The 26,271-nt window shown below is 51.3% G+C and carries 24 protein-coding genes and 2 pseudogenes; 13 read left to right on the top strand and 13 right to left on the bottom strand.

Going from position 1 to position 26,271, the window contains the following annotated elements; translation table 11 throughout:
• Positions 1–274 (top strand): DNA polymerase V subunit (locus SPM24T3_RS16635; protein ID WP_009637956.1); only part of this gene is annotated, 274 nt, incomplete at its 5' end.
• 44 nt (positions 275–318) lie between these two features.
• Here SPM24T3_RS16635 and SPM24T3_RS25530 read toward each other — a convergent pair.
• Positions 319–434, bottom strand: a pseudogene (locus SPM24T3_RS25530) (IS6 family transposase); the annotation flags it as partial.
• A gap of 302 nt (positions 435–736) precedes the next feature.
• On the opposite strand from SPM24T3_RS25530, the gene fabZ reads away from it, so the two are divergent.
• The 4 genes and pseudogenes from fabZ to SPM24T3_RS16655 all read left to right on the top strand — a co-directional run bounded on the left by fabZ (position 737) and on the right by SPM24T3_RS16655 (position 2,905).
• The gene (gene fabZ / locus SPM24T3_RS16640; protein ID WP_009637957.1) at positions 737–1,192 is read left to right on the top strand and encodes a 3-hydroxyacyl-ACP dehydratase FabZ; all 456 of its coding nucleotides are present in this window, start codon (positions 737–739) and stop codon (positions 1,190–1,192) included.
• A 20-nt stretch (positions 1,193–1,212) separates the two neighbouring features.
• Positions 1,213–1,998 (top strand): spermidine synthase, encoded by a 786-nt coding sequence (locus SPM24T3_RS16645; RefSeq protein ID WP_009637958.1) that lies wholly within the window; start codon positions 1,213–1,215, stop codon positions 1,996–1,998.
• 63 nt (positions 1,999–2,061) lie between these two features.
• Entirely contained in the window at positions 2,062–2,256 is a 195-nt protein-coding gene (locus SPM24T3_RS16650) for a ribbon-helix-helix protein, CopG family (RefSeq protein WP_009637959.1), read from the top strand.
• A 56-nt stretch (positions 2,257–2,312) separates the two neighbouring features.
• Positions 2,313–2,905: pseudogene (locus tag SPM24T3_RS16655) on the top strand (DDE-type integrase/transposase/recombinase).
• A gap of 103 nt (positions 2,906–3,008) precedes the next feature.
• Here the strand turns inward: SPM24T3_RS16655 and SPM24T3_RS16660 are convergent.
• Both SPM24T3_RS16660 and yeaG read right to left on the bottom strand, forming a co-directional pair.
• On the bottom strand, positions 3,009–4,280 hold the full coding sequence (locus SPM24T3_RS16660; protein WP_009637961.1) for a YeaH/YhbH family protein: 1,272 nt from the start codon (positions 4,278–4,280) through the stop codon (positions 3,009–3,011).
• A gap of 51 nt (positions 4,281–4,331) precedes the next feature.
• Positions 4,332–6,266: a protein kinase YeaG gene (yeaG, locus tag SPM24T3_RS16665; RefSeq protein ID WP_009637962.1), complete on the bottom strand. Its 1,935-nt coding sequence runs from the start codon at positions 6,264–6,266 to the stop codon at positions 4,332–4,334.
• 475 nt (positions 6,267–6,741) lie between these two features.
• Here yeaG and SPM24T3_RS16670 point away from each other — a divergent pair, with 475 nt between their 5' ends.
• Both SPM24T3_RS16670 and SPM24T3_RS16675 read left to right on the top strand, forming a co-directional pair.
• Complete coding sequence (locus SPM24T3_RS16670) at positions 6,742–7,491, top strand: MipA/OmpV family protein (RefSeq protein WP_009637963.1); 750 nt, start codon at positions 6,742–6,744, stop codon at positions 7,489–7,491.
• A 225-nt stretch (positions 7,492–7,716) separates the two neighbouring features.
• Entirely contained in the window at positions 7,717–8,571 is an 855-nt protein-coding gene (locus SPM24T3_RS16675; RefSeq protein ID WP_009637964.1) for an aldo/keto reductase, read from the top strand.
• Positions 8,572–8,687: 116 nt separating this feature from the next.
• On the opposite strand, the gene SPM24T3_RS16680 is transcribed toward SPM24T3_RS16675, so the two are convergent.
• Together SPM24T3_RS16680 and gapA are read right to left on the bottom strand one after the other, a co-directional pair.
• Positions 8,688–9,554, bottom strand: a complete 867-nt coding sequence (locus SPM24T3_RS16680; protein ID WP_037378922.1) for a D-hexose-6-phosphate mutarotase — start codon at positions 9,552–9,554, stop codon at positions 8,688–8,690.
• A gap of 157 nt (positions 9,555–9,711) precedes the next feature.
• Entirely contained in the window at positions 9,712–10,710 is a 999-nt protein-coding gene (gapA, locus tag SPM24T3_RS16685) for a glyceraldehyde-3-phosphate dehydrogenase (protein ID WP_009637966.1), read from the bottom strand.
• 347 nt (positions 10,711–11,057) lie between these two features.
• Between gapA and msrB the strand changes: the two genes are divergently transcribed.
• Positions 11,058–11,471 carry a peptide-methionine (R)-S-oxide reductase MsrB gene (gene msrB / locus SPM24T3_RS16690; protein WP_009637967.1) on the top strand — a complete coding sequence of 138 codons (414 nt, stop codon included), beginning with the start codon at positions 11,058–11,060 and terminating at the stop codon, positions 11,469–11,471.
• A 149-nt stretch (positions 11,472–11,620) separates the two neighbouring features.
• The gene (locus tag SPM24T3_RS16695; RefSeq protein ID WP_009637969.1) at positions 11,621–11,890 is read left to right on the top strand and encodes a YeaC family protein; all 270 of its coding nucleotides are present in this window, start codon (positions 11,621–11,623) and stop codon (positions 11,888–11,890) included.
• Between the two features lie 109 nt (positions 11,891–11,999).
• On the opposite strand, the gene SPM24T3_RS16700 is transcribed toward SPM24T3_RS16695, so the two are convergent.
• The 6 genes from SPM24T3_RS16700 to SPM24T3_RS16725 all read right to left on the bottom strand — a co-directional run bounded on the left by SPM24T3_RS16700 (position 12,000) and on the right by SPM24T3_RS16725 (position 19,016).
• Positions 12,000–13,640, bottom strand: coding sequence for a GMC family oxidoreductase (locus tag SPM24T3_RS16700; protein ID WP_009637970.1), 1,641 nt, complete (start codon positions 13,638–13,640; stop codon positions 12,000–12,002).
• The gene (locus SPM24T3_RS16705; RefSeq protein WP_009637971.1) at positions 13,637–14,170 is read right to left on the bottom strand and encodes a sugar dehydrogenase complex small subunit; all 534 of its coding nucleotides are present in this window, start codon (positions 14,168–14,170) and stop codon (positions 13,637–13,639) included. The genes SPM24T3_RS16700 and SPM24T3_RS16705 overlap by 4 nt, the downstream gene beginning before the upstream one ends.
• On the bottom strand, positions 14,157–15,560 hold the full coding sequence (locus SPM24T3_RS16710) for a cytochrome c (RefSeq protein ID WP_037378925.1): 1,404 nt from the start codon (positions 15,558–15,560) through the stop codon (positions 14,157–14,159). The genes SPM24T3_RS16705 and SPM24T3_RS16710 overlap by 14 nt, the downstream gene beginning before the upstream one ends.
• Positions 15,561–15,728: 168 nt before the next feature.
• Positions 15,729–16,427: a hypothetical protein gene (locus SPM24T3_RS16715; protein WP_009637973.1), complete on the bottom strand. Its 699-nt coding sequence runs from the start codon at positions 16,425–16,427 to the stop codon at positions 15,729–15,731.
• Positions 16,428–16,465: 38 nt separating this feature from the next.
• Positions 16,466–17,614, bottom strand: a complete 1,149-nt coding sequence (locus tag SPM24T3_RS16720; protein WP_009637974.1) for a beta-propeller fold lactonase family protein — start codon at positions 17,612–17,614, stop codon at positions 16,466–16,468.
• Between the two features lie 76 nt (positions 17,615–17,690).
• Positions 17,691–19,016 (bottom strand): MFS transporter, encoded by a 1,326-nt coding sequence (locus SPM24T3_RS16725; protein WP_009637975.1) that lies wholly within the window; start codon positions 19,014–19,016, stop codon positions 17,691–17,693.
• Positions 19,017–19,294: 278 nt separating this feature from the next.
• Here SPM24T3_RS16725 and SPM24T3_RS16730 point away from each other — a divergent pair, with 278 nt between their 5' ends.
• Positions 19,295–20,329, top strand: coding sequence for a LacI family DNA-binding transcriptional regulator (locus SPM24T3_RS16730; protein ID WP_009637976.1), 1,035 nt, complete (start codon positions 19,295–19,297; stop codon positions 20,327–20,329).
• 156 nt (positions 20,330–20,485) lie between these two features.
• On the opposite strand, the gene SPM24T3_RS16735 is transcribed toward SPM24T3_RS16730, so the two are convergent.
• Positions 20,486–21,757: an alpha-hydroxy acid oxidase gene (locus SPM24T3_RS16735; protein WP_009637977.1), complete on the bottom strand. Its 1,272-nt coding sequence runs from the start codon at positions 21,755–21,757 to the stop codon at positions 20,486–20,488.
• A 271-nt stretch (positions 21,758–22,028) separates the two neighbouring features.
• Between SPM24T3_RS16735 and SPM24T3_RS16740 the strand changes: the two genes are divergently transcribed.
• From SPM24T3_RS16740 to SPM24T3_RS16750, 3 genes are read left to right on the top strand one after another with little or no spacing between them, the layout of a single operon-like run.
• Positions 22,029–22,694 carry an aspartate/glutamate racemase family protein gene (locus SPM24T3_RS16740; RefSeq protein WP_009637978.1) on the top strand — a complete coding sequence of 222 codons (666 nt, stop codon included), beginning with the start codon at positions 22,029–22,031 and terminating at the stop codon, positions 22,692–22,694.
• 3 nt (positions 22,695–22,697) lie between these two features.
• On the top strand, positions 22,698–23,969 hold the full coding sequence (gene otnK, locus SPM24T3_RS16745; RefSeq protein ID WP_009637979.1) for a 3-oxo-tetronate kinase: 1,272 nt from the start codon (positions 22,698–22,700) through the stop codon (positions 23,967–23,969).
• 1 nt (position 23,970) lies between these two features.
• A complete protein-coding gene (locus SPM24T3_RS16750) occupies positions 23,971–24,768 on the top strand; it encodes a hydroxypyruvate isomerase family protein (RefSeq protein WP_009637980.1) in 798 nt (265 codons plus the stop codon).
• Positions 24,769–24,816: 48 nt separating this feature from the next.
• Here the strand turns inward: SPM24T3_RS16750 and SPM24T3_RS16755 are convergent, their stop codons facing one another.
• A complete protein-coding gene (locus SPM24T3_RS16755; protein WP_237713091.1) occupies positions 24,817–26,238 on the bottom strand; it encodes an efflux transporter outer membrane subunit in 1,422 nt (473 codons plus the stop codon).
• Positions 26,239–26,271: the final 33 nt, after the last annotated feature.

A 26,271-nucleotide genomic window follows, 5' to 3' on the forward strand; every position in this document is an offset into this window, starting at 1 on the left:
AGAAGGGTTTAAGCAGGGCGCTGTTCTGGTCATCGACCGGTCCAGAACGGCAGTAGACGGCAGCCTGGTAGTGACCACGGATACGGGAGAGTTTGAGGTTAAACGCCTCAAGCTTTTCCCGACTGCGTGTCTTGAGTCTTTGGATAATGTCGATGATGTTAGATTGATTGAAGGCGGCGACCTGGAAGGAGAGGAAACGATAGTGTGGGGCGTGGTGACGTACATCATTAACGATGCGTGCACTGAGGAGTTTGATGACTGCCGATTTATTTAAACGAAAAAAACTTCTAGGTTAGCAGAGGTTTTTTCCTTCAAAACGCGCTCAGCCATCACTTCCTCCAGATTACGAAGGCTCCGGGCGTAAGCCAGATACCAGAGAAAGCATTGAGCGATGATATCTGTAAACGTTTAAAGGCTTTTCGGATCAGCGGTATAAGCAGGTAACATCGTCAAAAAACAGTGTGTTACCTGGAGCCTTACTGCGATAGAACTAAACAAATAGCCGCCGCAGGATATCCGAAACAACACCCAATGCCCAGTGTGGGGGCAGATAAACTTTGGGAAAGGCAGCTTACCGATTTTCGGTCATTCCGGTAAATCTCTCAATAAACGATGGTGGTCAGTGATTTCTTCGTATTTACCAGTCAATATAGTCTCATTTAATGTGCATGACATTATAATGTCATTGGTATTATGATGTGCATATCCCCTTAAATTACGATACGGACTTGGCCCTATGGGAATACATGAATTGCCTCTGCGCCCGGAAGATATTGCCCAGATCCTGCCACACCGCTACCCCTTTTTGCTGATTGACCGGGTGATATCGACCCGAGGTGAATTGGCAGAAGGGCGGGTACAGACGCTGAAAAACATCAGTGCCAATGATGGCATGGTTCAGGATGGATCATTGACTGGGGGAACACTGCCTTCCGTCCTAATACTCGAAGCTATGGCACAAGCGGCAGGCGTATTGGCGCATTATTGTTTACTCCCCATGGATAACGGGCAATTGTGCTATTTTGCAAGCATTGAACGTGCCCGTTTTTACGGGACCGTGTCACCTGGCGATCCGCTGTTACTGGATGTTCACTTGCGCCGACAACGCCGCAATATGGTGTGTTTTTCAGGTATGGCGACAGTCAGCGGGACGCGTATTTGCACCGCCGACTTCATGTGTGCCAGATCATAAACATCCGGAATGAAAACACGATGAATTTAGTTGATGATATCTTGGTAAAATTGTGGGACATGGATCCATTGGGCACAGAGATCGCACGTGAAACGGATGACTATGGCGACATCATTGTTTCTGAGTACAAACACTACCGCATGTTGCGGTTTGATCAGCTTTATGAACAAAGCAAGATGAGCATGAAGGCACCGGCTGCACCAATACATCACTATATCAAGGCGATGCTGATGGCCATCTCTTGGTGCGAAGGGAAGTCTGCCCTGCTGCTGGGGTTGGGCGGCGGGAGTTTATTACGGGCACTGCATGCGCATGATGCCAATATGCAACTGGATGTGGTCGAGCTTCGTCCTAAGGTACTGGACATTGCCCGTCGTTATTTTACCTTGCCGGACGTCCCACACATCACCTATTACGTGGAGGATGCCGTGGATTATTTAAGGCGTGACACAGGGCAACGTTATGAATTCATCTTTTCTGACTTGTATTCTGCATTCTGTATGGATCCACTGCAAGGCACTGAAGCGTTTCTCAAACACTGCAAAGCGTCATTGTATGAGGGCGGGTGGTTGATAATGAATTTCTTAGAAATGCCACACAGTCACACGTTGCTGCATCACGCCTTATACCGGGTATTCACTGATGTTTTTTTCTGTCTGACGGGCAGCGGTAACGTAATAATTTATGCCACCAGTTCCCGTTCCGGTTATCAGCTGAAATCAATGCAGATACAGGCGGCCCGATTGAAGGGAGAAGGGTTAGGGGAAATGGGACACTTGTCAGGGCGACTAGAGAGATTGCTGTAGTCTGGCGAAACGTGACAAGCATGATATTATCATTAGATTATCATTAGTCAGGACGATAACACCATGGAAAAGAAAACTGCGAGACTGACCATACTGATTGACCCAGAGAAAAAGAAGGCACTGGAAACACTCTGTCAACAGCAGGATTTAACCCCTTCACAGGTAGTCAGGCAACTCATTCGAGATTATTTGCAAAAACACGGGGTTGAGTATGCGACTCAAACACCGTTAACGAATACCAAAGTGGAAATGAACTGAGAATACGGTTCTGTCGCATTAAGGCTCCAGGGAACATACTGTTTTTGGGAATTTACCTGCTCAATCCTCTAATCAGAAAAGCCTTTAAACGTTTACAGATATCATCGCGCAATGTGTTCGTTGGTATCTTATCTGGCTTTAAGGCATTTCACCGACATAAGTGCCCCGCTGGATTGGATGAAACCTACATCAAATTCAGAGGAAAGTGGAAATATCTGTATCGGGTGGTCGACACTGGATGTCAGATGCTCGACTCTTTGTTGACTGCCCGGCGTGATGCGGCAGCGGCGCTTCTTTTGCAAGGCTATCCGTTCCCCACGGCGAACTTGAAGTGGTGACGATAAGGAAAAGTGGCTCCCATACCCTCGCTCTGGCAACACTCAATGCCGACAACCCTAATGAGGAAAACATCATCGTCAGGTAAAGCAAGTAACTTTAAAATCTTGTTGAGCAGGACTAACGTATTATCAAACGGCTAATACGACAGATGCTGGGGGTTCAAATCGTTTAGCCGTGCACAGACGCAGCTGCCGGCATCGAGCTGCTCCACATGAAACTTAAAGGGCAGTATCAACATCCGCAAAGTGATGCTACGTTATCTGGAATGCTCAGATTTGGATTTATTAAGAAAAATCACTCCCCAAAATGATAAGTAAGTTGTTGATCTAATTGAAATGGATTGTGAACTCGGAAACCAATAAAAACAGCCGGTAAAGGTTACTTAACCGGCTGTTTTTAAATACTAAAGATTGCTAATCCTGCACCTGCTTATGGAACAGTTCGCGGAATACAGGATAAATATCTTCCTGCTCGCGAATATGTTGCATCGCAAAGTTCGAGAAATGTTGCTGTAAAACTTCATACTCGCGCCACAGAGTCTGGTGCGCGCGGCGGGTTATTTCGATGTAGCTATAATAACGCACCATTGGCAAGATCTTCTGAGCCAGCAGTTGGTGGCAAAGTGGCGAATCGTCTGCCCAGTTATCACCATCGGAAGCCTGCGCAGCGTAGATATTCCACTGAGCAGGGTCGTAGCGTTCCTGAATAACTTCATCCATTAGCTTCAATGCACTTGAAACAATGGTGCCCCCGGTTTCCTGAGAGTAGAAGAACTCCTGTTCGTCCACCTCTTTTGCCTGGGTGTGGTGGCGGATATAGACAACATCAACGTTTTTATAAGTCCGACTCAGAAACAGGTAGAGCAGAATATAGAAACGTTTAGCCATGTCTTTGGTTGCCTGATCCATGGAACCTGATACGTCCATCAGGCAGAACATCACCGCCTGGCTGGAAGGTTCGGGACGGCGCTCGTAATTTTTATAGCGCAAGTCGAAAGTATCGATAAACGGAACCTTGGCAATTTTCTGCCGAAGTTCGGCTATCTCTTTACGCAGCCGCTCCTCCTCCAATAGTTGGGCAGGCTCAGTGTTTTCAACTTCATTGAGTGTGTTTTCAAGCTCACGCAGTTCGCGCTTTTTACCCGCAGACATCGCGGTACGACGAGCCAGCGAGTTTTGCAATGAACGCACTACGCTAATATTTGCCGGCACGCCGTTTGAGGTGTATCCGGAGCGGTGGGTTTTGAATTCGGTAAGCTGCTTGTACTGATTCTTTTTCAGATTGGGCAGCGCAAGGTCCTCGAATAACAGATCGAGATATTCATCTTTTGAAATCTGGAAGGAGAATTCGTCCTGACCTTCACCGTCCTGACTGGCATCCCCTTGACCACTTCCGCCGCCACCGCCGCCCTGAGGACGCTCGATACGGTCGTTAGTGATGAAGTGATCGTTGCCGGGATGAACACGGTGACGCAAGCCACCGCGGCCCTGGTGGAACATGGGTTCGTTGATATCTTCATTGGGGATTGAAACAGACTCCCCGCTGCTCACGTCGGTTACCGAACGCTTATTGATGGCTTCGGCGATCGACTGTTTTATTTGCGACTTATAGCGGCGCAAAAAGCGCTGGCGGTTAACCGCGCTTTTATTCTTGCCATTCAGTCGACGGTCAATAAAGTACGTCATATAGCCCCCAAACAACGTTGCCAACGATCCCCGCTTTACTGAGATTGCCTTTTACGATGACTTCCTGACACGCAGATACCACTCGCAAAGCAGGCGAACCTGTTTGCGCGTATATCCTTTTTCCATCATTCGATCGACAAAGTCATCATGTTTTTTCTGTTCATCAGTCGATGTCTTGGCATTAAAGGAAATAACAGGCAGCAACTCTTCGGTATTGGAGAACATTTTCTTCTCGATAACCGTGCGCAACTTCTCGTAACTGGTCCAGTTCGGATTACGGCCACTATTATTAGCACGGGCACGCAGCACAAAGTTGACGATTTCGTTACGGAAATCTTTAGGGTTACTGATACCCGCCGGTTTCTCGATTTTTTCCAATTCCGCATTCAGAGCCTCGCGGTCGAAGAGCTGACCGGTGTCTGGATCGCGGTATTCCTGATCCTGGATCCAGAAATCGGCATACGTGACATAACGATCGAAAATGTTTTGTCCGTACTCGGAATAGGATTCCAGGTAAGCGGTCTGGATCTCTTTACCGATAAACTCGGCATATTTAGGGATCAGATAGCCTTTCAGGTGCTCAAGGTATTTTTCGGCTATGTCCTGCGGGAACTGTTCGCGCTCGATCTGCTGTTCAAGAACGTAGAACAGATGTACCGGGTTGGCGGCAACTTCTGCATGGTCAAAGTTAAATACCCGAGACAGAATTTTAAAGGCAAACCGCGTTGACAGGCCGTTCATACCTTCATCGACGCCTGCGTAGTCGCGATACTCCTGGTATGACTTGGCTTTCGGATCAGTATCCTTGAGGCTTTCACCGTCATAAACCCGCATTTTCGAATAGGTGCTGGAATTTTCTGGTGTTTTCAAACGTGAAAGGATAGAGAATCGTGCCAGCGTTTCCAGAGTTCCGGGCGCGCATGGGGCGTGTACCAGCTCACTGTTGCTAAGCAGTTTGTCGTAAATTTTGATTTCTTCCGACACGCGCAGGCAGTAAGGCACCTTCACAATGTAAACGCGGTCAAGGAATGCTTCGTTGTTCTTGTTATTACGGAAAGTCACCCACTCGGATTCGTTGGAGTGAGCGAGAATGATCCCGTTGAACGGCAGGGCGGAAATACCCTCGGTTCCGTTATAGTTACCTTCCTGAGTAGCGGTTAGCAGCGGATGCAAGACCTTGATTGGTGCCTTGAACATCTCGACGAATTCCATTACCCCCTGGTTGGCACGGCACAGTGCGCCGGAATAACCGTAGGCATCCGGGTCGTTCTGGGCGTGATTCTCGAGTTTACGAATATCGACTTTACCGACCAGCGCAGAGATATCCTGATTATTTTCGTCACCCGGCTCTGTTTTGGCGATTGCAATCTGCTCGAGAATACTCGGCCAGACTTTAACCACTTTAAATTTGGTGATATCGCCGCCAAATTCATGCAGACGCTTCGCGGCCCATGGCGACATGATAGTGCCAAGGTAGCGGGTAGGGATGTTGTATTCTTTTTCAAGAATATGGGCATCCTCCTGAGGATTAAACAGGCACAGAGGATGATCATTCACCGGGCTGCGTTCGCCGTTGGCACTCAGTACGTAAATGGGTACTCGTTGCATCAGAGCTTTAAGTCTTTCAGCCAGAGAGGACTTACCGCCACCGACCGGACCCAGCAGATAGAGGATTTGTTTTTTCTCTTCCAGACCTTGAGCGGCGTGTTTGAGGTAAGAGACAATCTGCTCGATTGCATCCTCCATGCCGTAAAACTCTTCAAAGGCAGGATAGCGTGCGACGACGCGGTTGGAGAATAGACGCGACAGGCGTGGTTCAAGCGCGGTGTCGACCATGACGGGTTCACCTATTGCCATCAACAGGCGTTCCGCGGCGTTAACATAAGCACTGCGATCTTGCCGAGCGATGGTAAGAAATTCCTGCAGTGTGAACTCTTCATCCTTGGCAGCTTCATAGCGCTGGCGATAATGGTCAAATATGTTCATAGATGCCCGTCCTTCGTTATTTAGCACAGGTTAAAGAGAGCTTGAAATGCGGTGGAACAGCTCCCGGAAGAAAATTTCCCCAACTGACTCTGTCATACAGATTTAGCAACCCTTATGCCAACTTACTTGTTGCTCTATTTAATTTAAGTAGAGTCATGTTTACGGTCATGAGCAACACGAACAGGTTACTTTGCCAGCAGTTTTTTCTCCTAATATTAAGCGTAGTTTGACCTGCGAAAAATTTCCTGTGTTAAATTGCAGTTTTTTAAGCCATATCAAGGACTCAGTTGTTGTGAGGTTACCTACAGGCCTTGCAGCACGGGGGATACGGCGATAATGAGTACTTTTTAGACATAATTATTTCATAATCCGCATATAAATTATCTGGTTGCTTTAGGTTTATGTGCGCTATACATGAAACTTAATTACGATTCATTTACACTACGTTCGATTTTATTTTCTTACGGATGAACACATGAAAACCAACATGATTAAAGCTTTGCCAGTAGCTGCCATTATGGCCTTGCTGAGTCAGACCGCACATGCGGATACCTTTTCAGTCGGGGCCGGAGCATTGGCGGCAACTAGCCCTTACCGTGGTTACGACACCAAATATTATCCGCTCCCGGTCATCAATTATGATGGAGACACGTTCTACGTTCATACGTTAGTTGCGGGTTATAACCTATGGAAAGACCAGCAAAATCAGTTGAGTATCATAGCGGGTTATAATCCGCTCAGTTTCAGGCCTGGTCATAGCGATAACGAACAGTTAAAGCGCCTGAAAAAACGTCACGGCACGCTGATGGCGGGTCTGGCTTATTCTTATAACGCCGAATGGGGTACTATTCGCACCACGCTGACTGGCGATACTCTGGACAACAGCAATGGTATCGTAGGTGATGTTGCCTACCTTTACGCTATCAAAGGCGATAACTGGGCAGTCGTGCCGGGCGTCGGTGTGACGTGGGATAGCGCGAATCAGAACAAATACTACTACGGCATCAGCAACAGAGAATCTTACCGCAGCGGTCTTGAGTCTTATAAGCCTAACGATAGCTTCACGCCTTATGTTGAAGTCTCTGCTAAATATAGCTTTAACCCCCAATGGCAGGCATTCGTTACCGGTCGCTATACCCGTCTGACCAACGAAATCAAAGACAGCCCAATGGTGAATAAATCTTACACTGGCCTATTAATGACCGGCGTAACCTATACTTTCTAATCGCGGCTTAAACAACGCATGCATCTAATTGGTGCATGTGTTGATTGCTAATGGGGCATTTCGCTCCATTTGCACATTTAAAGAGCAGCCTGACTGACGGCTGTATTTTGAGATGTGCATCACACTATTCAACCGAGTTAATTCATTTACTTCATGGTAACGAGTTCAATCCGTGCTGATTGAGCTTGAGACTACCGCATAAAATGACCTAAACAGGAGCAGAAGATGAACGCGAAAACCGTACAGTTTCCAGATGGAACTCGGGTTCCCGCAGTCGGACAGGGTACCTGGTTTATGGGCGAGCGAGAGTCTGAATTTCGTTCAGAAGTCAAAGCGTTGCAACAGGGAATTGACCTGGGTTTAACGCTGATTGATACCGCCGAGATGTACGCAGACGGTGGGGCAGAGCGCGTAGTTGGCGAAGCGATTGCAGGGCGTCGAGACGAGGTCTATCTGGTCTCGAAAGTCTATCCACAAAACGCCGGTGGCGATCGTGCCATCAAGGCCTGTGAACAAAGTTTGCAGCGTTTAAAAACGGACAGTCTCGACCTCTATTTATTGCACTGGCGTGGATCGATACCTTTAGAAGAAACAGTGCGCGCCATGGAGTCTTTACAGCAAGCCGGTAAAATCCGTCGTTGGGGGGTATCGAATCTGGATACTGTCGATCTTGAGCAACTTTGGCAAACTCAGGGCGGTGACGCCTGCCTGACAAATCAGGTGCTTTACCATGCCGCGTCGCGGGGTATTGAATATGATTTGCTACCTTGGTGTCGTGAGCATGAAATGCCGATTATGGCTTATTGTCCACTCGCGCAGGCCGGTAAACTGCGCCAAGAAGTGCTTAATCATCCGGTCATGCAGCAACTGGCTCGGGCCAGAGGGGTTAGCAGTGCGCAAATTGCCCTGGCTTGGGTAACACGTTGGGACAATGTGATTGCCATTCCGAAAGCCGTTCAGCCTGATCATATCAACGACAACGCCGCAGCATTAACCCTGAAATTGACGCCAGAAGAAATTGCGCTTATCGATCATGCATTTCCGCCGCCTAGTCATAAAACATCCCTCGACATCGTTTGATCAAAACGCGTATTCGCTGCATCTAGTTTGAATCAAAATAAAGGGACAGCCTACGCCGTCCCTTTAATATTTTCGTCTGCGAAAGCGATTGGTTGATCAATGATTGATTAACAGGGCTACTCGATTTCGAAAGTGATCGATAAACGCGCCGGAGCAGATTCAGTGCTGATCTGTGAATGTGAAACCGCGGCTGTTTCAACGCAAACCATGGTTTTGTAACCATCGTCTGCCATGTCTTTCATTGCCGCCGAGTTTTTAGCGCCTGGATTCCAGCTCACTACGTCGCTATTACCATGATGTTTAACGCGAAGCTTGCGTTTGAAAACCGGATCAAAGATCAGGCTTTCGGCTTCAGGCTCGACAAAGATGCGATCGGTTTCGCCATCGAAAGTCAACGCGCCAGTCAGCACCGCTTTTTCCCCGCCCAACACTTTATCAATGTAAGGTTTACCCAGACCTTCAACAGACACATGGCTAATATCGCCGATTTCAAAATAGGCGTGCAGCGCGCTGGTGGTCTCAAAATCACCGTGCGACTCAAGCTCGATGTGGCATTGATCACCCAGAGTGAAGTGCGCGTGCAGAGTAAAGGCGTGTGGCCAGTGCTTGCGCGTTTCTTCGCTGTCTTTCAAAGTCAGAGTGAGTTTGACCGACTCGTCAGTTTCGCTTTGTGCGGTGAGCTGCCAAGGCAGATTGCGCGCAAAACCGTGCGATGGTTTACCCGCCGGACCAAACCACGGCCAACAGACCGGCACTCCGCCGCGAATCGCAGTTCCTGGTTCGAAAGCAGTTTCACTGCTCAGCCAGATGACCGGTTTTTGCCCCGTAGGTTGCCATGCCAGCAAATGCGCGCCCTGTAAAGCGATAGCGGCCCGTCCTTTCGGATGCGTGATAACCAGCACTGGCAGCTCTGCCATTTGACATTGGCTCACCGCAGGAGACAGTTGTTTTAGTACCGGTAGGGAGAAGAGATGTTCAGTCATTATAAAGTCCTATGCAAAGTATATGAACTCAGACAGGGAGGAACTGACCGGATTTTTATCCAAAAAGAAAAGGGCGACACAATGTCGCCCTCTGTCAGTTCGCCATAGCGCTTGCCGTTAACTTCCAGGTTGCCCATGAAAGCGTAGTGGCAAAAACTTATTTGTTAGCGATATGAGTAATCAGATCCAGAACTTTATTTGAGTAGCCAGTTTCGTTGTCGTACCAGGAAACCAGTTTCACAAAGTTGTCGTTCAGAGCGATACCAGCTTTAGCATCGAATACTGAAGTCAGTTTTTCGCCGTTGAAATCGGTAGAAACAACTTCATCTTCGGTGTAGCCCAGAATGCCTTTCAGCTCGTTTTCTGAAGCGCGTTTCAACTCGGCACAAATTTCTTTGTAAGTTGCTGGTTTTTCCAGACGTGCAGTCAGGTCAACCACTGAAACGTTAGGAGTTGGTACGCGGAAAGCCATACCAGTCAGTTTGCCGTTCAGAGCCGGGATAACTTTACCTACTGCTTTGGCAGCACCGGTAGAAGAAGGAATGATGTTCTGAGATGCACCGCGGCCGCCGCGCCAGTCTTTGTGAGACGGGCCATCAACAGTTTTCTGAGTAGCGGTAGTTGCGTGAACTGTGGTCATCAGAGCTTCAACGATACCAAACTTGTCGTTGATAACTTTAGCCAGCGGTGCCAGGCAGTTAGTAGTACAAGAAGCGTTGGAAACGATTTCCTGACCATCGTAAGAGTTGTGGTTAACGCCCATGACAAACATAGGGGTGTCATCTTTAGATGGACCAGTCAGAACCACTTTCTTGGCGCCAGCAGTAATGTGGGCACGTGCGGTTTCATCGGTCAGGAAGATACCGGTCGCTTCAGCGACAACGTCAACGTTCACTTCATTCCATTTCAGGTCAGCTGGATTACGCTCTGAAGTACAACGGATGGTTTTGCCATTCACAACCAAGTGACCGTCTTTAACTTCAACGGTGCCGTCGAAACGACCGTGAGTTGAGTCATACTTCAGCATGTACGCCATGTATTCCGCATCTAACAGGTCGTTGATTGCAACGATTTCGATGTCAGAACGTTCCTGCGCAGCACGGAAAACGATACGGCCGATACGGCCAAAACCGTTGATACCTACTTTGATAGTCATATATTCCACCAGCTATTTTTCAGTGAATAAAAGGTTGGTTGTAAAATTACAAAAACCTTGGTGAGCGTCAAGCGGAATCGTGTCAATTGTTGCGGTAGGTCAATCCTTGCAACCACGATTGCTCGCTTATTGTACGTTCCGTTTCTAAATCAGCTGTTACGCATATTGGGGCCAAATGGCGAGGTTTAAACTCTCCTCAATCAAATATGTGATCACAGTCACACATGTTCTGAGCCCCGCACCAATGGCATAGAGTTTAAGCCAAAACCGGCTGACTCGTTGTTACTTTTTTGTTATTATTAGCTGTTATTTTAGTTGATTTTATTATCTCGAAGAGAACGGCAACTATGGCCAATGAATTCAAAGATACACCCGAAAATCCACAACTTACTGATATTCAAAAGTATGTGACGCAAGAACGCGGCACCGAACGTCCTTACACCGGCAAATTGCTGCACAACAAGCGCGATGGGATTTACCACTGCCTGGTTTGCAACACGCCACTGTTTTTCTCGGACACCAAATACGATTCCGGCTGCGGCTGGCCGAGCTTCTACCAGCCGGTGACGCACGATGCTATCAATTATCTCACTGATAATACGCACGGCATGGAGCGCGTTGAAATCCGCTGTGCCAACTGTGACGCGCATCTTGGCCACGTTTTCCCTGACGGCCCAGAGCCTACCGGTGACCGTTACTGTGTAAATTCGGCATCAATGAGTTTTATCGATGGCGAAAACGGCGATAAAATCGCAGGCTGATTAGTCTAAAAGATCACTTTTCGGATAAATAATCGGTGAGTTATTCGAAAGCTATTTTTTTAAATAAATTTTAACAAAATCGATTCAGCTCATTATTCATTCATCTTGAATAATTTGATTAAATTTTCTGTTAGGCAGGAGAGTTTGCAATGGAAATCCGTGAACTGGTTGACGTCATGACGCCGGAAATTTATCAGCGTTTGGCATTGGCGGTTGAGCTGGGTAAATGGCCTGACGGTGTTCGTCTCACCGAACAACAGAAAGAGCACAGCCTGCAAGTGGTGATGCTTTATCAGGCGCGTCACAATGTCGATGCCCAGCACATGACGGTAGGCACCGACGGGCAAATCGTGACCAAGAGCAAGCAAGAGCTTAAGCAGCAGTTTAAAGATGATCTGATCCGCATCAAGCCAGAGTAAAAGTATTATCAACGACCTGATGAATCTCAGGTCGTTGGATTATCGAGGTTTTATCTTCAGATGAGCAGGGCTAAAGTTTCTGACTCCTCAATCTATAATCCTTTTATTGTTAAACCTTCATCACCTTCAACATATGGTCTGCCAACCGCAAACTCAGCGCAGCGCCGGTTAACGTCGGGTTCATACAAGAGGTTGACGGCATGACTGAGGTCCCGGCAATAAACAGATTGGGATGATCGTGGGTCTGGCAATCACTGTTCACGACGGAGTTTGTCGCATCATCGCCCATAATGGTGGTGCCCATAATGTGCTGCCTGTCCTGATAACTGGTATCAATTTTAAGGACCTCGGCGTTCAGCAAGCTGGCAATTTTGTCGAAATCCTTGAGTGCCGCTTCTTTACCCGCCTGCCAATAATCCGTGACGCTGTAATAGATTTCAGGCACTGGCAATCCAATGCCGTCAGTTTTGGTCTTGCTCGGCACAATACGATTTTCTGGCAAGGGCAGCGTTTCTAAATCAACGGCAAAGTTGAGCGAACGAGCCGACTGGCGACGCAGTTCTTCATCCAGTTTCGATCCCAAAATTCCCTTGGCGATCAGCGCCGAAGCAAAATCCGAGGTGGGTACGGTATTTCGCACCTTGGTTTTATAACTCGGAAAGTCTTTGCGAAACTCACCGTCGCGATTGTTTAGATACACCAGCAGCTCGGTCGGCCCCTGACCCGGCCAGACATCCTCCTTCATCATGACGTTCATGCTAATCCCGGTATGCCCCATCAGATTGCGCCCCACTTGATCGGAACTGTTGGCGATGCCGTTGGGATATTTTTCCGAAGTCGACATCAGAAGCAGTTTTGGTGATTCAATACCGTAAGCCGCGAGCACGAAGTAGCGGGCGGTTAAATGATGCTCGGAGCCATCCGGTTTTTTGTACCAGACACCGCTGATTTCACCCGCTTCGTTGGCTTCGATTTTATATACCACTGAATTATCAAGTAATTTCACCCCCAGACGCTCTGCCTGGTCGATATGCACCGTGCCATCATATTTCGCACCAATCGGGCATACAGGATTGCAGTTGTTGTTTCCGGCACAAACCGGACGATCGCCATAAGGCCGCGTCGCACGCCCATTGGGCTCATACACTGGATGAAAATCGCCTTTTTGTAGCAACTCGGCCAGGCGAGTAAACAGATAGCTGGGAGTCAGGCCTTTCATCGGGAATGGCGTGGATCGCGGTGGCCACGGGCGTTTGCCCTGACCGCTCTCGTCCTGACCGTCAACGCCAGAAACGCCCAGTTCATGTTCGGCTCGCCCGTACCACGGTTCAAGTTCTTCATAACCAAACGGCCAGTCGCGCCCACGGCCATACAGGCTTTGCAGTTTGAAATCATTGGGGATCATGCGCCACAGCGCCGACCCAAAGTGCCAAGTCGTTCCCCCGACCACGCGCAAGTATTTGGTAGGGTATTTAACCGGTCCGGTTTGCTGAAGATAGCTGCCATAGGTTGAAGGTACGTGTGGCAAATCCGGATAAGGGGAGCCCGCGCCCTGCAGTTTCATATTGGTCAGCGAGACTTTTACCGGCGAATTTCGAAAACGCTCGACGATCTCTGCGCGCTTAACCCGCGGACCGGCCTCGAGAATAATCACCGACTTGCCAGCCTTCGCCAGCTGAGTCGCAATCAGGCCACCCATTACGCCGGAACCAATAATGATGACATCGGCATCAACGGTTTTATCAGTCATACATTTGCTCCTTCAGCGGCGGGTGGATCGACAGGTTTTGGTCCCCAGCTGTCCGGGCCCCCGCCATAAGTCGGGATCACCAGAATGCCGCGAATTGGCAGATACATCATCGCGTCGGCATAGGCGACAAGCTCAATATTTTTGTCCTCGCCCACGATGCCGGTGTACCAGGCTGAAACGATAAGCCTGGCCGTTGTATAGCGTGGATCGGCGTGATCGATGGCGGCAATAAAGTCGTCCATGTGTGCAAAGTGCTGGCCGTCGAGATAAGTTTTTAACGCACTGAGGCGGGTTGGAAAATCTGGGTAGTTTTTGATTAATGCATTGTAATAACGCTGGCTCAGCAGTGGGTTGGCAGGGCGGCTAACCAGAAAAGAGCTAATAGGAGCAAAACCGCTGCTGTTCATTTCCTGCGCCTGCACTTTAAGTGCCGGGAACAGCGAAGCCGTCAGGGCGCTCAAAGACAAGACGCCGATCCCCTGTAACAATCGGCGACGGGTGACTGATTCGGGATGATTATTTTCCGACATGCTGCCTCCTTCTTTTTTTCACCAAAAACGCCAACAGAATGATTATCAGGATCAACACGACGCCGCCGGTTAACATCACCGCTGGCGAGGTCAATCTGGCCAGCAGTGGTTTTTTGCCGCCGTTGCGGATTTCTTTAACCTGATCTGCGGTGACGCTGACTTGAGGGTTACCGAAGTTTTTCAACACATAATTGCTGACGTCGGCAATTTGCCGATCGCTCAGTTGCACACTGTAATTGCCATCTGGGCCAAAAGCGGGCATTGCCACCTGTTGGCCGTTGATATCGCGATGCACGCCGTAAAGGATAGCGGCGACCAGATTGGCAGGATTATCCGCTCCGGTAGCAGAGTTATGGAACAGCGAAGGGTAGTAAGCGGTGCCTTGCCCCTGTGCCTGATGACAGTTCGCACAGCTGCCGCTGTAGATTTGCCAACCGGAGTCGACAGCCGAGCTGTTGCCACGCAGCGCAAGCTCAGTGTTGGCGGGCTGCCCATAGCTATCGCGGGATTTTTCTGCGCCGGTATCTATCGCCGGAATTTGCTGCAGATACCCGACCATCGCCTGAATATCGCTATCGTCAAGATGTTGGGTGCTGTGTTCGACGGCTTCAGCCATTGGGCCCGCTGCCTGAGCTTTACCGGCGAGATGGCCCGTTTTCAGATACTGCGCCAATTCGGCGGCAGACCAGTTACCAATACCCGAGTGTTTATCGGGCGTAATATTGGGGGCGTACCAGCTTCCCAGTTCGCCGCCGGAGAGCGCCTTGCCGTCATCCTGTCCCATCAACGCGTTACGTGGGGTATGGCAGGTATCGCAGTGTTCAAGTGCATTGACCAGATAATTACCGCGATTAACCTCGGCAGAGACATCCTCAGCCGGAGCAAACGGTTTATTACGGGAAAACAGGGTATTCCACAGCGCCATAGAACTGCGAATGTTGAACGGGAAAGCAAGCCGAGTCGGCGTTGAAGGTTTATCCACCGGGGCTACGCCGTGCATGAAATAGGCGTAAAGCGCATGAATGTCCTGGTCGGTAATCCGCGAATACGAGATGTAGGGCATGGCGGGGTAAAGGTATTGCCCCTGCTTGTTAATGCCTTCTCGAACAGCGCGGGCAAAGTCCTGCTCGCTATAATTGCCGATCCCCGCCACTTTCGATGGCGTAATGTTGCTGGCATAAATGGTGCCCAGCGGTGATTGAATCGCATACCCGCCTGACATCGCTGCGCCGTCATTTGGTGGTGTATGACAAGCGCCGCAGTCTGCGGCAATAGCGAGATACTTTCCCTGCGCAATAAGTTTCTGCGGACTCGGGCTGTCCGCCGCCTGGGCATTAAAACCGCTGGCGAAAAGAATACCTATCGCGAGAGACAAACAGTGTCTTCTCACGGCATTGCTCCTGTATAAAAAATCAAAAAATTATATTTTTATTATGTGTGGTCGTTATGTATTGAAAATCGAGCCTTCCTGCTGATGATTAACGAGAAATAGCCCGCAGAAGCTCAGAGCCACTGCGGTATGATTATCTTATGAAAATGCTGATTATGAATTCAGTACTCACTTCAGTTCATAGTCATTGAAAACCAACGGCGTATCACCACCGTTGATAATTTCAACCGGTCCGGCGGTGGTCAGCGCGGCGTCACCTTTATGTACCCAAATTTCTTTGTTGCGATTAGGGCGACCGGGAATGGCCTCCAACACGCGCCCCTCGGTAAAGAACACCCTGACACCCGGCCCTTTCTGCTGATAAACGCCGCTGCTTTCACCGGGTTGCAGTGTCACTTTCCAGCCGTTAACCGATTTCTTGTCCAACACCTGCTGAAAGGCGGGAGTCGACGGGCGAGAGGCGGTGCCAAAACCTAGCGGGCCGGCCTGTTTGATCTCAAAGGCAATCTGCATATTGAGGCTGGAACCGGTGTTAGTTATCTTGTCGACCTCGGAATGCCCCTGGTGCGCGCCAAATTTTACGTTGCCGCTTTTCATTGCAAAGTCTTTGGCAGGTTTGTTCGGGTATGACGCCTGCACCGGGCTGCCATCAACGTGAGTATTAACGTAATCCAGATGCTGCTCGTGAAACAGGGTCGACTCCCCGGGGCGAATCATCACCCGCATCACCGTGACATACTGGTTTTCGAGTATGACGTGGTGATGAGGTTCAAGATTGGTCGGCACGATAGGCTCGGCGGCAAAGGCTGCGGGTAGGGCGTTTGACGCGAGCAAAATCGCCGACAGGGTAATATTGGCAAATTTCATGATGTTTCTCCTTGGGTTAGTCCAGCTTTCCGTAAACACTACTGTTCAACTATTGATACCCAGTTGCCGCCTTTGCCGGTCGGATAACGGCCAAGCAGGGATAATTTACCGCTGGTTTGATCCATGCTGTAGAGCGAAAGCTGGTTCGACTTTTGGCCGGATTCAATCAGGAAACGGCCACTGTTATCGATAGCGAAACCGCGTGGCTGAGCCTCGGTTTTAATGCTGTTTAAATAAGTCAGATGCCCGTTGTCTGGATTAACGGAAAAAGAAGACAGGGTGCTGCTGGTTCTTTCCGTGGAATAAAGGAAACGTCCATCAGGAGTTAAATGGATATCTGCCTGCCAGATTCGCGGCTTGTGCGAAGGCGGCAAATCATCGTCTCCGGTTAGCGGACGAGCCTCTCCGCGCTGCATATCTTCCTGCGGCGAAACTGAGCTTACCGATTCCTGCTCGTGAGCCTTGCCTTCAGCATCCAGCGTCACCCGTGTGATATTGCCCGCCATCTCAGTCAGGATGTACATGTTTTGGTCGCCCTGCCTGTCGCGTTGCGGGGCAATAACAAAGTGACGCGGACCGGTTGCGGCCTCTTTCTGAATATTGATCGACGGCGGACTGTTGGGTGTCACCTTGCCTGTAGCAGGGTCAAAGTGGAATTGCAGCAATTGGTCCGCGCCTAACAAGGTGACATACAGGAAACGGTTGGTCGGGTCGGTTTGTATCGCGTGCGCGCGCTTACCGGTGTGGACGACTTGCACTGGCGGCGTCTCGACCTGGCCCTGAGCATTAATGCGGTTGATGGTAAATAAATCGCCGCCGTAAGAGGCACTCAGCAGAAAATGCCCGCTCTTATCGGTGGAAAGATAGGCCATGCTCTCTTCCAGCGGCGACTGGCCGACCTTTTGCAGCTTGCCGTCGGGCTGGATTTTATACACCACCACGTGATACGGCTTGCTGCGAACTGACACATAAAGCAGTTGCCTGTCTTTCGCAACGGTAGATGACATCACCTTGTCACCCGCCGGAAAATCTCCCAGCGGCTCGAGTTTTTTGGCGTCTTTATTCAGCAAATAACCTGAAACTGTACCGCTGTCCGCGTTGGAGACGTAGACAAAGCTGCTGGCCCTGGCGGCCCCGGTGACAGCCATCAGTGATATTAGCGCGAGGGCGCAGGCACTTTTCTTCATGACGATGATCCTTTTATTCAATGTAGGGTACTGCGGTCTTGTCGCGCAGCTTTAGTCTTACTAATGTTTTGGTCAATCATTGGCTAGAAATTGATGCTTGTGGCTGATGTTTGATTCTGGCATTCGGTTTGCTTTTTGGCGTATCCAGCGGCTCGATTTTGCCGATCACAAACAGGAAGTTAAGTGCTCCCAGCAGGCAGATGCCGCCCGCGACGCACAGTGGTATCACAAACGAGCCGTGGCTCAGTCCCAACATTAAACCGGTGAACGACGCGGTAACAATACCGGCCAGATTACCGGCAAAGTTCTGGATGCCGCCCAGCGTGGCGACATAGCCAGAATTTGGCGCAACGTCAGCGGGCAGAGTCCAGATATTGGCAGCGGTGAACGCCAATCCGGCATAGGTCAGAGAGAAAAGGGTGAGGATCACCGTGATATTGCTGGTGAAGGCCGCAAAGGCAATCACTGACGACAGCACCATACCGCCGACCAAACAGGTTTTACGCGCGGCGGTCAGGCTGAAACCTTTGTTGAACAGCCAGTCAGAGGTCAGCCCACCGAGCAGGCTTCCGGGAATACCCATCAGCGCGGGAATTGCGCCCAGCGTGCCCAACTCCTTCAGCGAAAAGCCCTGTGACATAGTGAGGTAGGTCGGGAACCAGGTCACAAAAAAGTAGGTCGCAAAATTCATGCAGAAGAAGCCAATCATCATGCCCCAAACATTGCGATAACCGAACAGCGTGCGCAGTTTGATTTTCTCGGTGCCTGCAATGTGGCGCTCGCCGCGATCGGCGATCAGGTTGTTTTTTTGCTCCTCGTCGAGACCTTTCATCTGCTCGGGTTCGCGGTAGAACACCAGCCACAGAGCCACCCACACCAGTCCGATGCCACCGGTGACCACGAATGAGGTTTCCCAGTCCCAGGTGCTGATAATCCAGGCGACCAACGGCAGAGCCAGCGCGGTGCCGGCTCGTGGACCCGCGTCAAAAATACCTGATGCGGTGCCGCGCTGCTTTTTGGCAAACCATTTGTAAACCACTTTGGCGCAGCCTGGATTGCCGCCAGCTTCGCCGACGCCCAGCAGCAGGCGCGAGATAAAGATCGAGCTAAAACCTTTACCAAAGGCGGTCAGGACGGTAAACAGTGACCACCAGCCCACGGCGATGGCCAAACCGGCGCGCGCGCCTAGTTTGTCGATCATACGCCCGGCCGGGATTTGCATCAGCGCGTAGGTCCAGAAAAAAGCGCCGAGGATCAAGCCCATGCTGGCATCGTCCAGCCCGAGATCTTTTTTAATGTGCGGAGCAGCAATGGCCAGATTAACGCGATCGATATAATTTATAGCGATCGCGAGGAAGCAAAATACAATCATCATCCAGCGGATTCGAGGGTATCTACGCATGGTGAAATCCTTTATTATCGTTTGTCTATTAGTAGGTTATGAGTTTCTCAAGCAGAAACTCCGTTATGAGGACATTCAGCCAAACAGACCGCAGAGTGGCCTTCTCCGATTCGGTTCTGTTATTATTTGGTGAACTTAGAGCCTCAAATTTGATAATGTGATGTTAAAAGTAAGCGATTACAAAATTCAGTCAAGCCAAAAGTAAGCGCTTTCAAAGCAAGGCGGGAAGTGTCTGCAATTTTTGTGGGCGACATCACTAATTTATAGGGATCACGGCAATGAATGATAAGACCCTGCCTCAGGGAAGAGCTTCACTGGAGGACGTCGCCAAACTTTCCGGCGTCTCGACCGCCACCGTTTCTCGCGTGCTCAACGGCAGCGCCACCGTGCGTCAATCGCGCCGCGAGGCGGTAGAGCGCGCCTGTGAAGAGCTTGGGTATGTCATTAATAGGGCGGCGCGAACGCTGGCGTCACGGCGTAGCATGACCATCGGGGCCGTGGTGCCGACTCTGGCAACTGAAACCTTCTCCCGCACCCTGGCGGCGTTTCAACATCATATTCATCAGTCAGGTTATACGCTGCTGCTGGCCAACTCGGATTTCGACCCCGATATTGAGCTGCGCGAAGTGAATAAATTGCTGGAGTACGGCATCGATGCGCTGATGCTGGTGGGGCACACCCATCATCCGCGCCTGTGGGAGCGGATTCGGCAACATGCGATCCCCTGCATTCAGACTTTTTCGATTGACCCGCAATATCCAAGTATTGGTTATGACAGTATTGAGGCAGCAAGCCGGGTTGCCGGGCATTTGATCACGCTGGGGCACAGGCGGTTTGGTATGATAGCGGGCACACCGCCGACCAACGACCGGGTGTCCGATCGCCTGCGAGGAACTCGGGAAACGCTGGCTGGGGCGGGGCTTTCACTGCCGGATTTTAATCTGATTGAATGCGCGTTCACCATGAACGACGCCCGTAAGGCGATGTTCACCTTGCTCGATGGTCCCGAGCCACCCACGGCGGTTATCTGTGGTAACGATATGTTGGCTTTTGGCGCACTGCGGGCGGCCAGCGAGCGTTATTTGCGGGTTCCCAACGATATTTCGATCACCGGATTCAACGATTACGAGTATGCCGAGCATCTCGAGCGCCCGCTGACCACCATGCGCGTTGAGTTGGATCAGATTGGCCTGCGTGCGGCCGAGTATCTGCTGGCAACGTTGAACGGCGAGGCGGCCGAGCCGCAGGCGGTAATGACTCCCGAGCTTATCGTGCGTGGCAGCACCGGCTCTGCGCCGCGAGCGTCGCAGTAATTTTATCTATTTCAGCCAGCACAAAAACTCCGCACCATTGCGGGCGGAGTTCGGTTTTAGGGGTGGCAGCACTCAATCTGCAATCAGAATCATCAAAATTTCAATAAGTTATCTGCGCAAGGGCGGATAATACTTCAGGCCGCTACCGCTCGGGTTTTACAAATTGACGTCATAAAACGGCGCCCGACGCAGCAGCGCCGAGTTCAACTCTTGCGGACTGCGCACGCCAACCAACGCTAAATCGCGGTCAATTTCGTCACGCAGGATATGCATCGCGTGTTCCACTCCGGCCTGACCGCCGATCACCGCGCCATAGAGGAAAGGGCGGCCAAGGAAGGTAAAATCGGCACCCAGCGCAAGGGCTTTCATCACGTCAGTTCCGCGTCGAATACCGCTGTCGATAATCACCTTCATATTGCCTTTTTTCGCCGCAATCTCAGGCAGGGTGTGCAGCGGTGGCACGGTATAATCCAGCTGACGGCCTCCGTGATTGGACAGGATAACCGCATCTACTCCCAAATCTCGCGCGATAAAAGCGTCGTCCGGCGACATTAATCCTTTCACCACCAGATTACCTTTCCACTGCTTGCGGATTGCTTCGACGTGTTTCCAGTTCAACTTATCGCGAGCGTTGGTATTGCGCACCTTGCTCGACATCATCGGCGGGCCGCGCTCGGCGTCGGTATTTTCAAAGTGCGGCGCACCGTGGCGAAGGAAAGTCTGCGCCACGGTGCCCAGCAGCCAGCGCGGGTTCATCGCGCTTTCGAAACAGACTTTAGGCGTGACCTTGATAGGCATGCTGAATCCGCTGCGGGTATTGTGCTCACGATTGCCGAGCATCGGCGTATCGCCGGTGACCACCAACGTTTGATAACCGGCCTGGGCTACCCGATCAACCAGCCGGTCAATGCGCGGCTGATCGCCTGCCAGATAGGCCTGGAACCAGGCATTGGGATTCGCCTCGTGAACGTCTTCGAGCCTGACCAGCGAAGACGCGGAGAGGATCATCGGCGTATTCATGGCGCGGGCGGCTTTAGCCAGCGAGATATCGGCACGGTAGGCGACAAAAGATGCGCCTCCCAGCGGCGCTACGCCAAACGGATGGCTGTAGGTGTGGCCGAACAGTTCCACGCTCTGACTGCGCCCAGAAACGTCACGGAACATGCGCGGTACAAAAGCATACTGTTGATAGGCTTCAAAATTTCCTGCTATGCCGCGTCCGGTTTCAACGCCGCCGGCAACATATTGATAAATCATGTTAGGCAGACGACGACGGGCGTGGCGCTCAAAGTCTTCCAGCGCCAGTAAATCGCGAAACTCGCGAGGGAGTTTTGATGCCGCCACGGCCGGAGCACTAACGTTGCCTGCCGGGCTTACGCTGCTGCTTACCCCGGACTGTAAAGAGGATTCGTTGGCAGATGTTGTCATGATGCGTTCCCACAATCTTTGCTTAATGAGTAAGTTGCCTGCATTTCAGGGCGGATTCTAACACCCGGAAGAGACATTAAATTTGAAAGCGCTTACAATGGTCATTGCAGTATCTATCAATTCTGCTTAAACGTAACAGGATTATAACTTTTTTATGTGACGCAGCTCACTTTACAGAATCATTTGTAAGCCCTTACATTATAGGTGTAGGTTTGCAGTGACGAGAAAACTGATCGTGCTGTGAACGCATCCACGTCTGTCAGGGGGTTTTATGTCACACCGCATCGTATTACTTCACGCCACGCCGGTCGCGATGGCACCCATCCATAGCGCGTTCAAGGAAGAATGGCCAGAAGCAGAGATAATCAACCTGTTGGATGATGGCTTATCGATTGACCGCGCACGTGAAGATCAATTGAGTCGTTCGATGATTGACCGCTTTGTACGATTTGGTCGCTACGGCTATGACATGCAGGCGCAGGGGATTCTGGTGACCTGTTCGGCGTTTGGTCCGGCAATTGACCAACTGGCGGCAAGTTTGCCGGTGCCGGTGTTGAAACCTAATGAAGCGATGTTCCACGAAGCGCTGGAGCAGGGGAAAAAGATTGGCATGCTCGCCACTTTTGGCCCGGCAGTAGAAACCATGACCGAGGAGTTCGACAGTTACGTTAAGGAACATGGCCTTAGCGCCACGCTGACGACCGTCCTGGTCGAAGATGCGATTGACTTGCTGCGTAAAGGCGATGCCGACAGCCACAATCGGCTGGTGGCTGCACGCGCCAAAGAGTTGGCACACTGCGATGTCATCATGCTGGCACATTTCTCCACCTCACGCGCCGCCGCCAGCGTGCGTGAACAGGTTTCTGTGCCGGTGCTGACTGCGCCCCACGCGGCGGTAAAACGAATGAAAGCCAGTATTCTGAGCGGGAAGGAATAAGTTATGTTAATTGGCGTGATTGCAGACGATTTTACCGGGGCCAGTGATATTGCCGTAACCCTTTCAAAGGGCCTCCCGGGCGAGGGCGGATTACACACCACGCAATATCTCGGCATTCCACAGCAGCCCGCCGACACTAGTGTCGAGGCGGGGGTTGTGGCACTTAAAAGCCGATCAATTCCGGCGAAACAGGCCGTGGAACAGTCGCTGGCTGCCTGTGAATGGTTGCTGGATCAGGGTTGCCAGCAGATCGTCTTTAAATATTGCTCGACATTCGACTCCACTGCCGAGGGCAATATTGGCCCGGTCACCGATGCGCTGGCCGAGAGGCTCAATGCGCAGCGCGTCGTGATGTGCCCGGCTTTTCCTGCCATGGGGCGCACGCTGTATCAGGGGCATTTATTTGTCCACGACAAGCCACTGAATGAGTCGGGCATGGAGCATCATCCTTTAACGCCGATGAAAGATGCCGATCTGCGTCGCGTTTTGCAACAGCAGACGCGCAATGCCGTGGGGCATATTGCGTGGCACAAGGTTAACGAGGGCAGTGAACCTTTGCGTCAGGCGATTACCCGGCAGGGAGGCAGTGAGCGCATTCTGTTACTGGTCGACGCGCTGAACGAAAACGATTTACGCACCTTGGGGCAGGCCTGCGAAGGGTTACCGCTGATTACTGGCGGGTCGGGCATTGCGCTGGCCCTGGCGCACAATTTTATCGTCCGTGGCGAAGCCAAAGGGCATCACGCAGGCGTCGCTGCGGTTGCCGGTCCTGAAGCAATACTGGTCGGAAGCTGCTCGGGGGCGACGCGTGGTCAGATAGACGAGCATCAAAAATTGCATCCGGTGCTGATGATTGATGTTAGAGATGTACTGACCGGCGTTACCGATGCTAACCGGCTGGTGGCATTTATTGAGCAGAATCAGGGGCGCGCTCCGCTGGTCTATTCTTCGGGCACGCCAGAATCCGTTAAGCAAATCCAGCAAGAGTACGGGCGTGAAAAGGTGGCGGCTGCGCTGGACAATCTGTTTGGTGACACGGCTAAAAAACTGGTGGCCAACGGCACGCGGCGGATTGTGGTCGGCGGTGGCGAAACCTCGGGTGCGGTGGTAAGTGCCTTGAATCTCGGGGCATTAATCATTGGCGAAGAAATTGATACCGGCGTTCCTGCAATGGTATCTCAAGGGCAGGACCCGATTGCTCTGGCGCTGAAATCCGGTAATTTTGGCGCAAAAGATTTCTTTGCCCGCGCGCTTAACACACTGCGAGGCGACTAATATGCAGGGCCTGCATTTTTGCGCCAACCTGAAATGGTTATTCACCGAGTTGCCGTTTGAGCAGCGTTTTGCCGCCGCGGCGCAGGCAGGTTTCGAGGCGGTAGAGTTTGGATTGCCTTACGACTATGAGGCCGATTTTCTCCTCCAGCAGTTAAAAGAAAACGGCCTGCGACAAATATTGATTAATACGCCAATAGGTCCGGCGGACTCTGTGATGCGCTCGGGGTCCGCTTGCCAGCCACAATCCAGCGAATTCTTTAGAAACGGCATGCGCGAGGCGCTACGCTATGCCGCCGCGCTGGACTGTCCGTTCATTCATTTGCAGGCCGGGATTTTACCCCCCGGTGTAAACGAGCGCGAGGCATTGCAGCAGTTTATCAGCAACATTAAATGGTCACTGGAACTGGCGGTTGAACAGGGCGTGTGCCTGTTGCTTGAGCCGATTAATCTGCGCGATATCCCCGGCTTTTTCCTGCACGATTTCCATTTGGCGGCCAATATCATCGAGCAGTTTAACAGCCCACATCTGCGGCTAATGTTTGATATCTACCATTGCCAGATTTCGCACGGCGATATTAGCCACAATCTGCTGCGTTATCTGCCATTAACCGGGCACATTCAGGTTGCCGACGCGCCCTATCGCAGCGAGCCGGGCAGTGGGGAGCTGAATTGGGATTTCATCTTCAAACTGCTTCGCCAGCAGGACTATCAGGGCTGGATCGGCTGTGAATATAAACCACTCACCAACACGACAGAAAGCTTGTCAGGTGGATGGTCAGGTTTGGGCGCAGGGAAATAAATGCCGAAAAAAGAGTTGAGCGGGAGGCCCTGAGAAAATGTGCCGCACTCAGCCAGCATAGTCTCCGCCCAGCGCCGCATAGAGCTGTAGCGCATTATTCTTGCGAGCCAGCACATTCTCCAACTGCCTAATCCTGGCCTGACGCAGGGTTCTCTGCGCCTCCAGCCAGGGTTGGATATCACTGCCTCCCTGCTGCCAGCGAGTCAGGGTCAGCCGTTCGACCTGCTGCGACAGCTTCAATGATTGCGCTAGCTCTTTTGCCTCTTCCGCCAGCTGCTGACGGGCCGTGAGCGCGTCTTCGGTTTCTCGCAGTGCGTTGTATAAGGTCTTCTTAAAGCTAACCGCGTTGGCCTGATAAACCACCTCGGCGCTTTGTCGCGTGTAGCGAGCTGTGTTGAATTGCACCATCGGCAGGGTGAGTACAGTGGCCAGCGCAGCTACGGGGTTAGCCAGATAATCCGTAAGACTCGGACTGGAAGTGCCATAGCTGGCGGTTAGGTTGAGTGACGGGTAAAAACTCAAACGAACGGCATCGGCATTAGCCAAACTGCTGAGCAACCTTAATTCCGCCGCGTGCACGTCCGCACGGCGCGACAGCAAATCGGCGGGTAAACCAGGGGCGGGAACGGGAAGCGCGATATCGTCGAGATTGGTTAATTCAGATTGTTTTTGCTGTGGCGCATCGCCCATCAGCAATGAAAAGGCGTGGCGCGCCTCCTCGCGCTGTTGAACGAGGGTTAATAGTATTGTTCGCTGCTCACTAAGCTGGCGCTGGGCAAAAATAACCTCTCCTCGCGACGTCGCACCCGCCTGATAGCGCACCTCGGCAAGATGTGAAGTGTCTGCCGCAATTTTTAGATCGGCTTGAGCATTGACCAGCAGCCGATTCAGATAAGCAATTTGCCAACGCGACTGAGCCACCGAAATACGTATTGCCAGTCGTGCTGAATGCCAGTCGTCCTCGCTGGCCTGAGCATCAAGGTCGGCGGCTTGCCGTTGCGCTTGAGTACTGCCCCAAATATCTAACGGGTAACTCAGCGCTGCGTTAAGCCCGGCGTTGCGATAGGTTTCTGGGGAAAAATCCCCGGAAGACTTCAGCGGTCGCGATACTCCAGCATTCAAAGACACTGAGGGCGTTGGCCAGCGCGACAGCCCGGTCAGAGCAGCCTGCAAACGGGACAATTTGAGCTGCAACTGACTGAGTTTAAGGTTGTCGTTTTGCCGCAGGGCAATTTGCAATACACGCGGTAAATCAGGGTCGCCGAGTGAGGACCAAAAATCCTTAACCGCTGTCAGAGATAGATTATCCGGCGCTGTGGAGTCTGAAATCCTGTTTTGTCCCGACAGGCGATTAACTCCTGTGGCGATGTTGACTGGGGAAGTCATCGTTGCAGCCTGCCAGTTTGCGGGAATGGCAGGGCGTGCGGGCGGCTTGCTGCGCAGCAGGTGACAGCCGGATAGCTGCATCATAATCCCCAAAATAGCTGCTGAACAAGACGCCCG

The sequence above is a fragment of the Serratia sp. M24T3 genome (assembly GCF_000257645.1).
Classification (GTDB): Bacteria; Pseudomonadota; Gammaproteobacteria; order Enterobacterales; family Enterobacteriaceae; genus Rouxiella.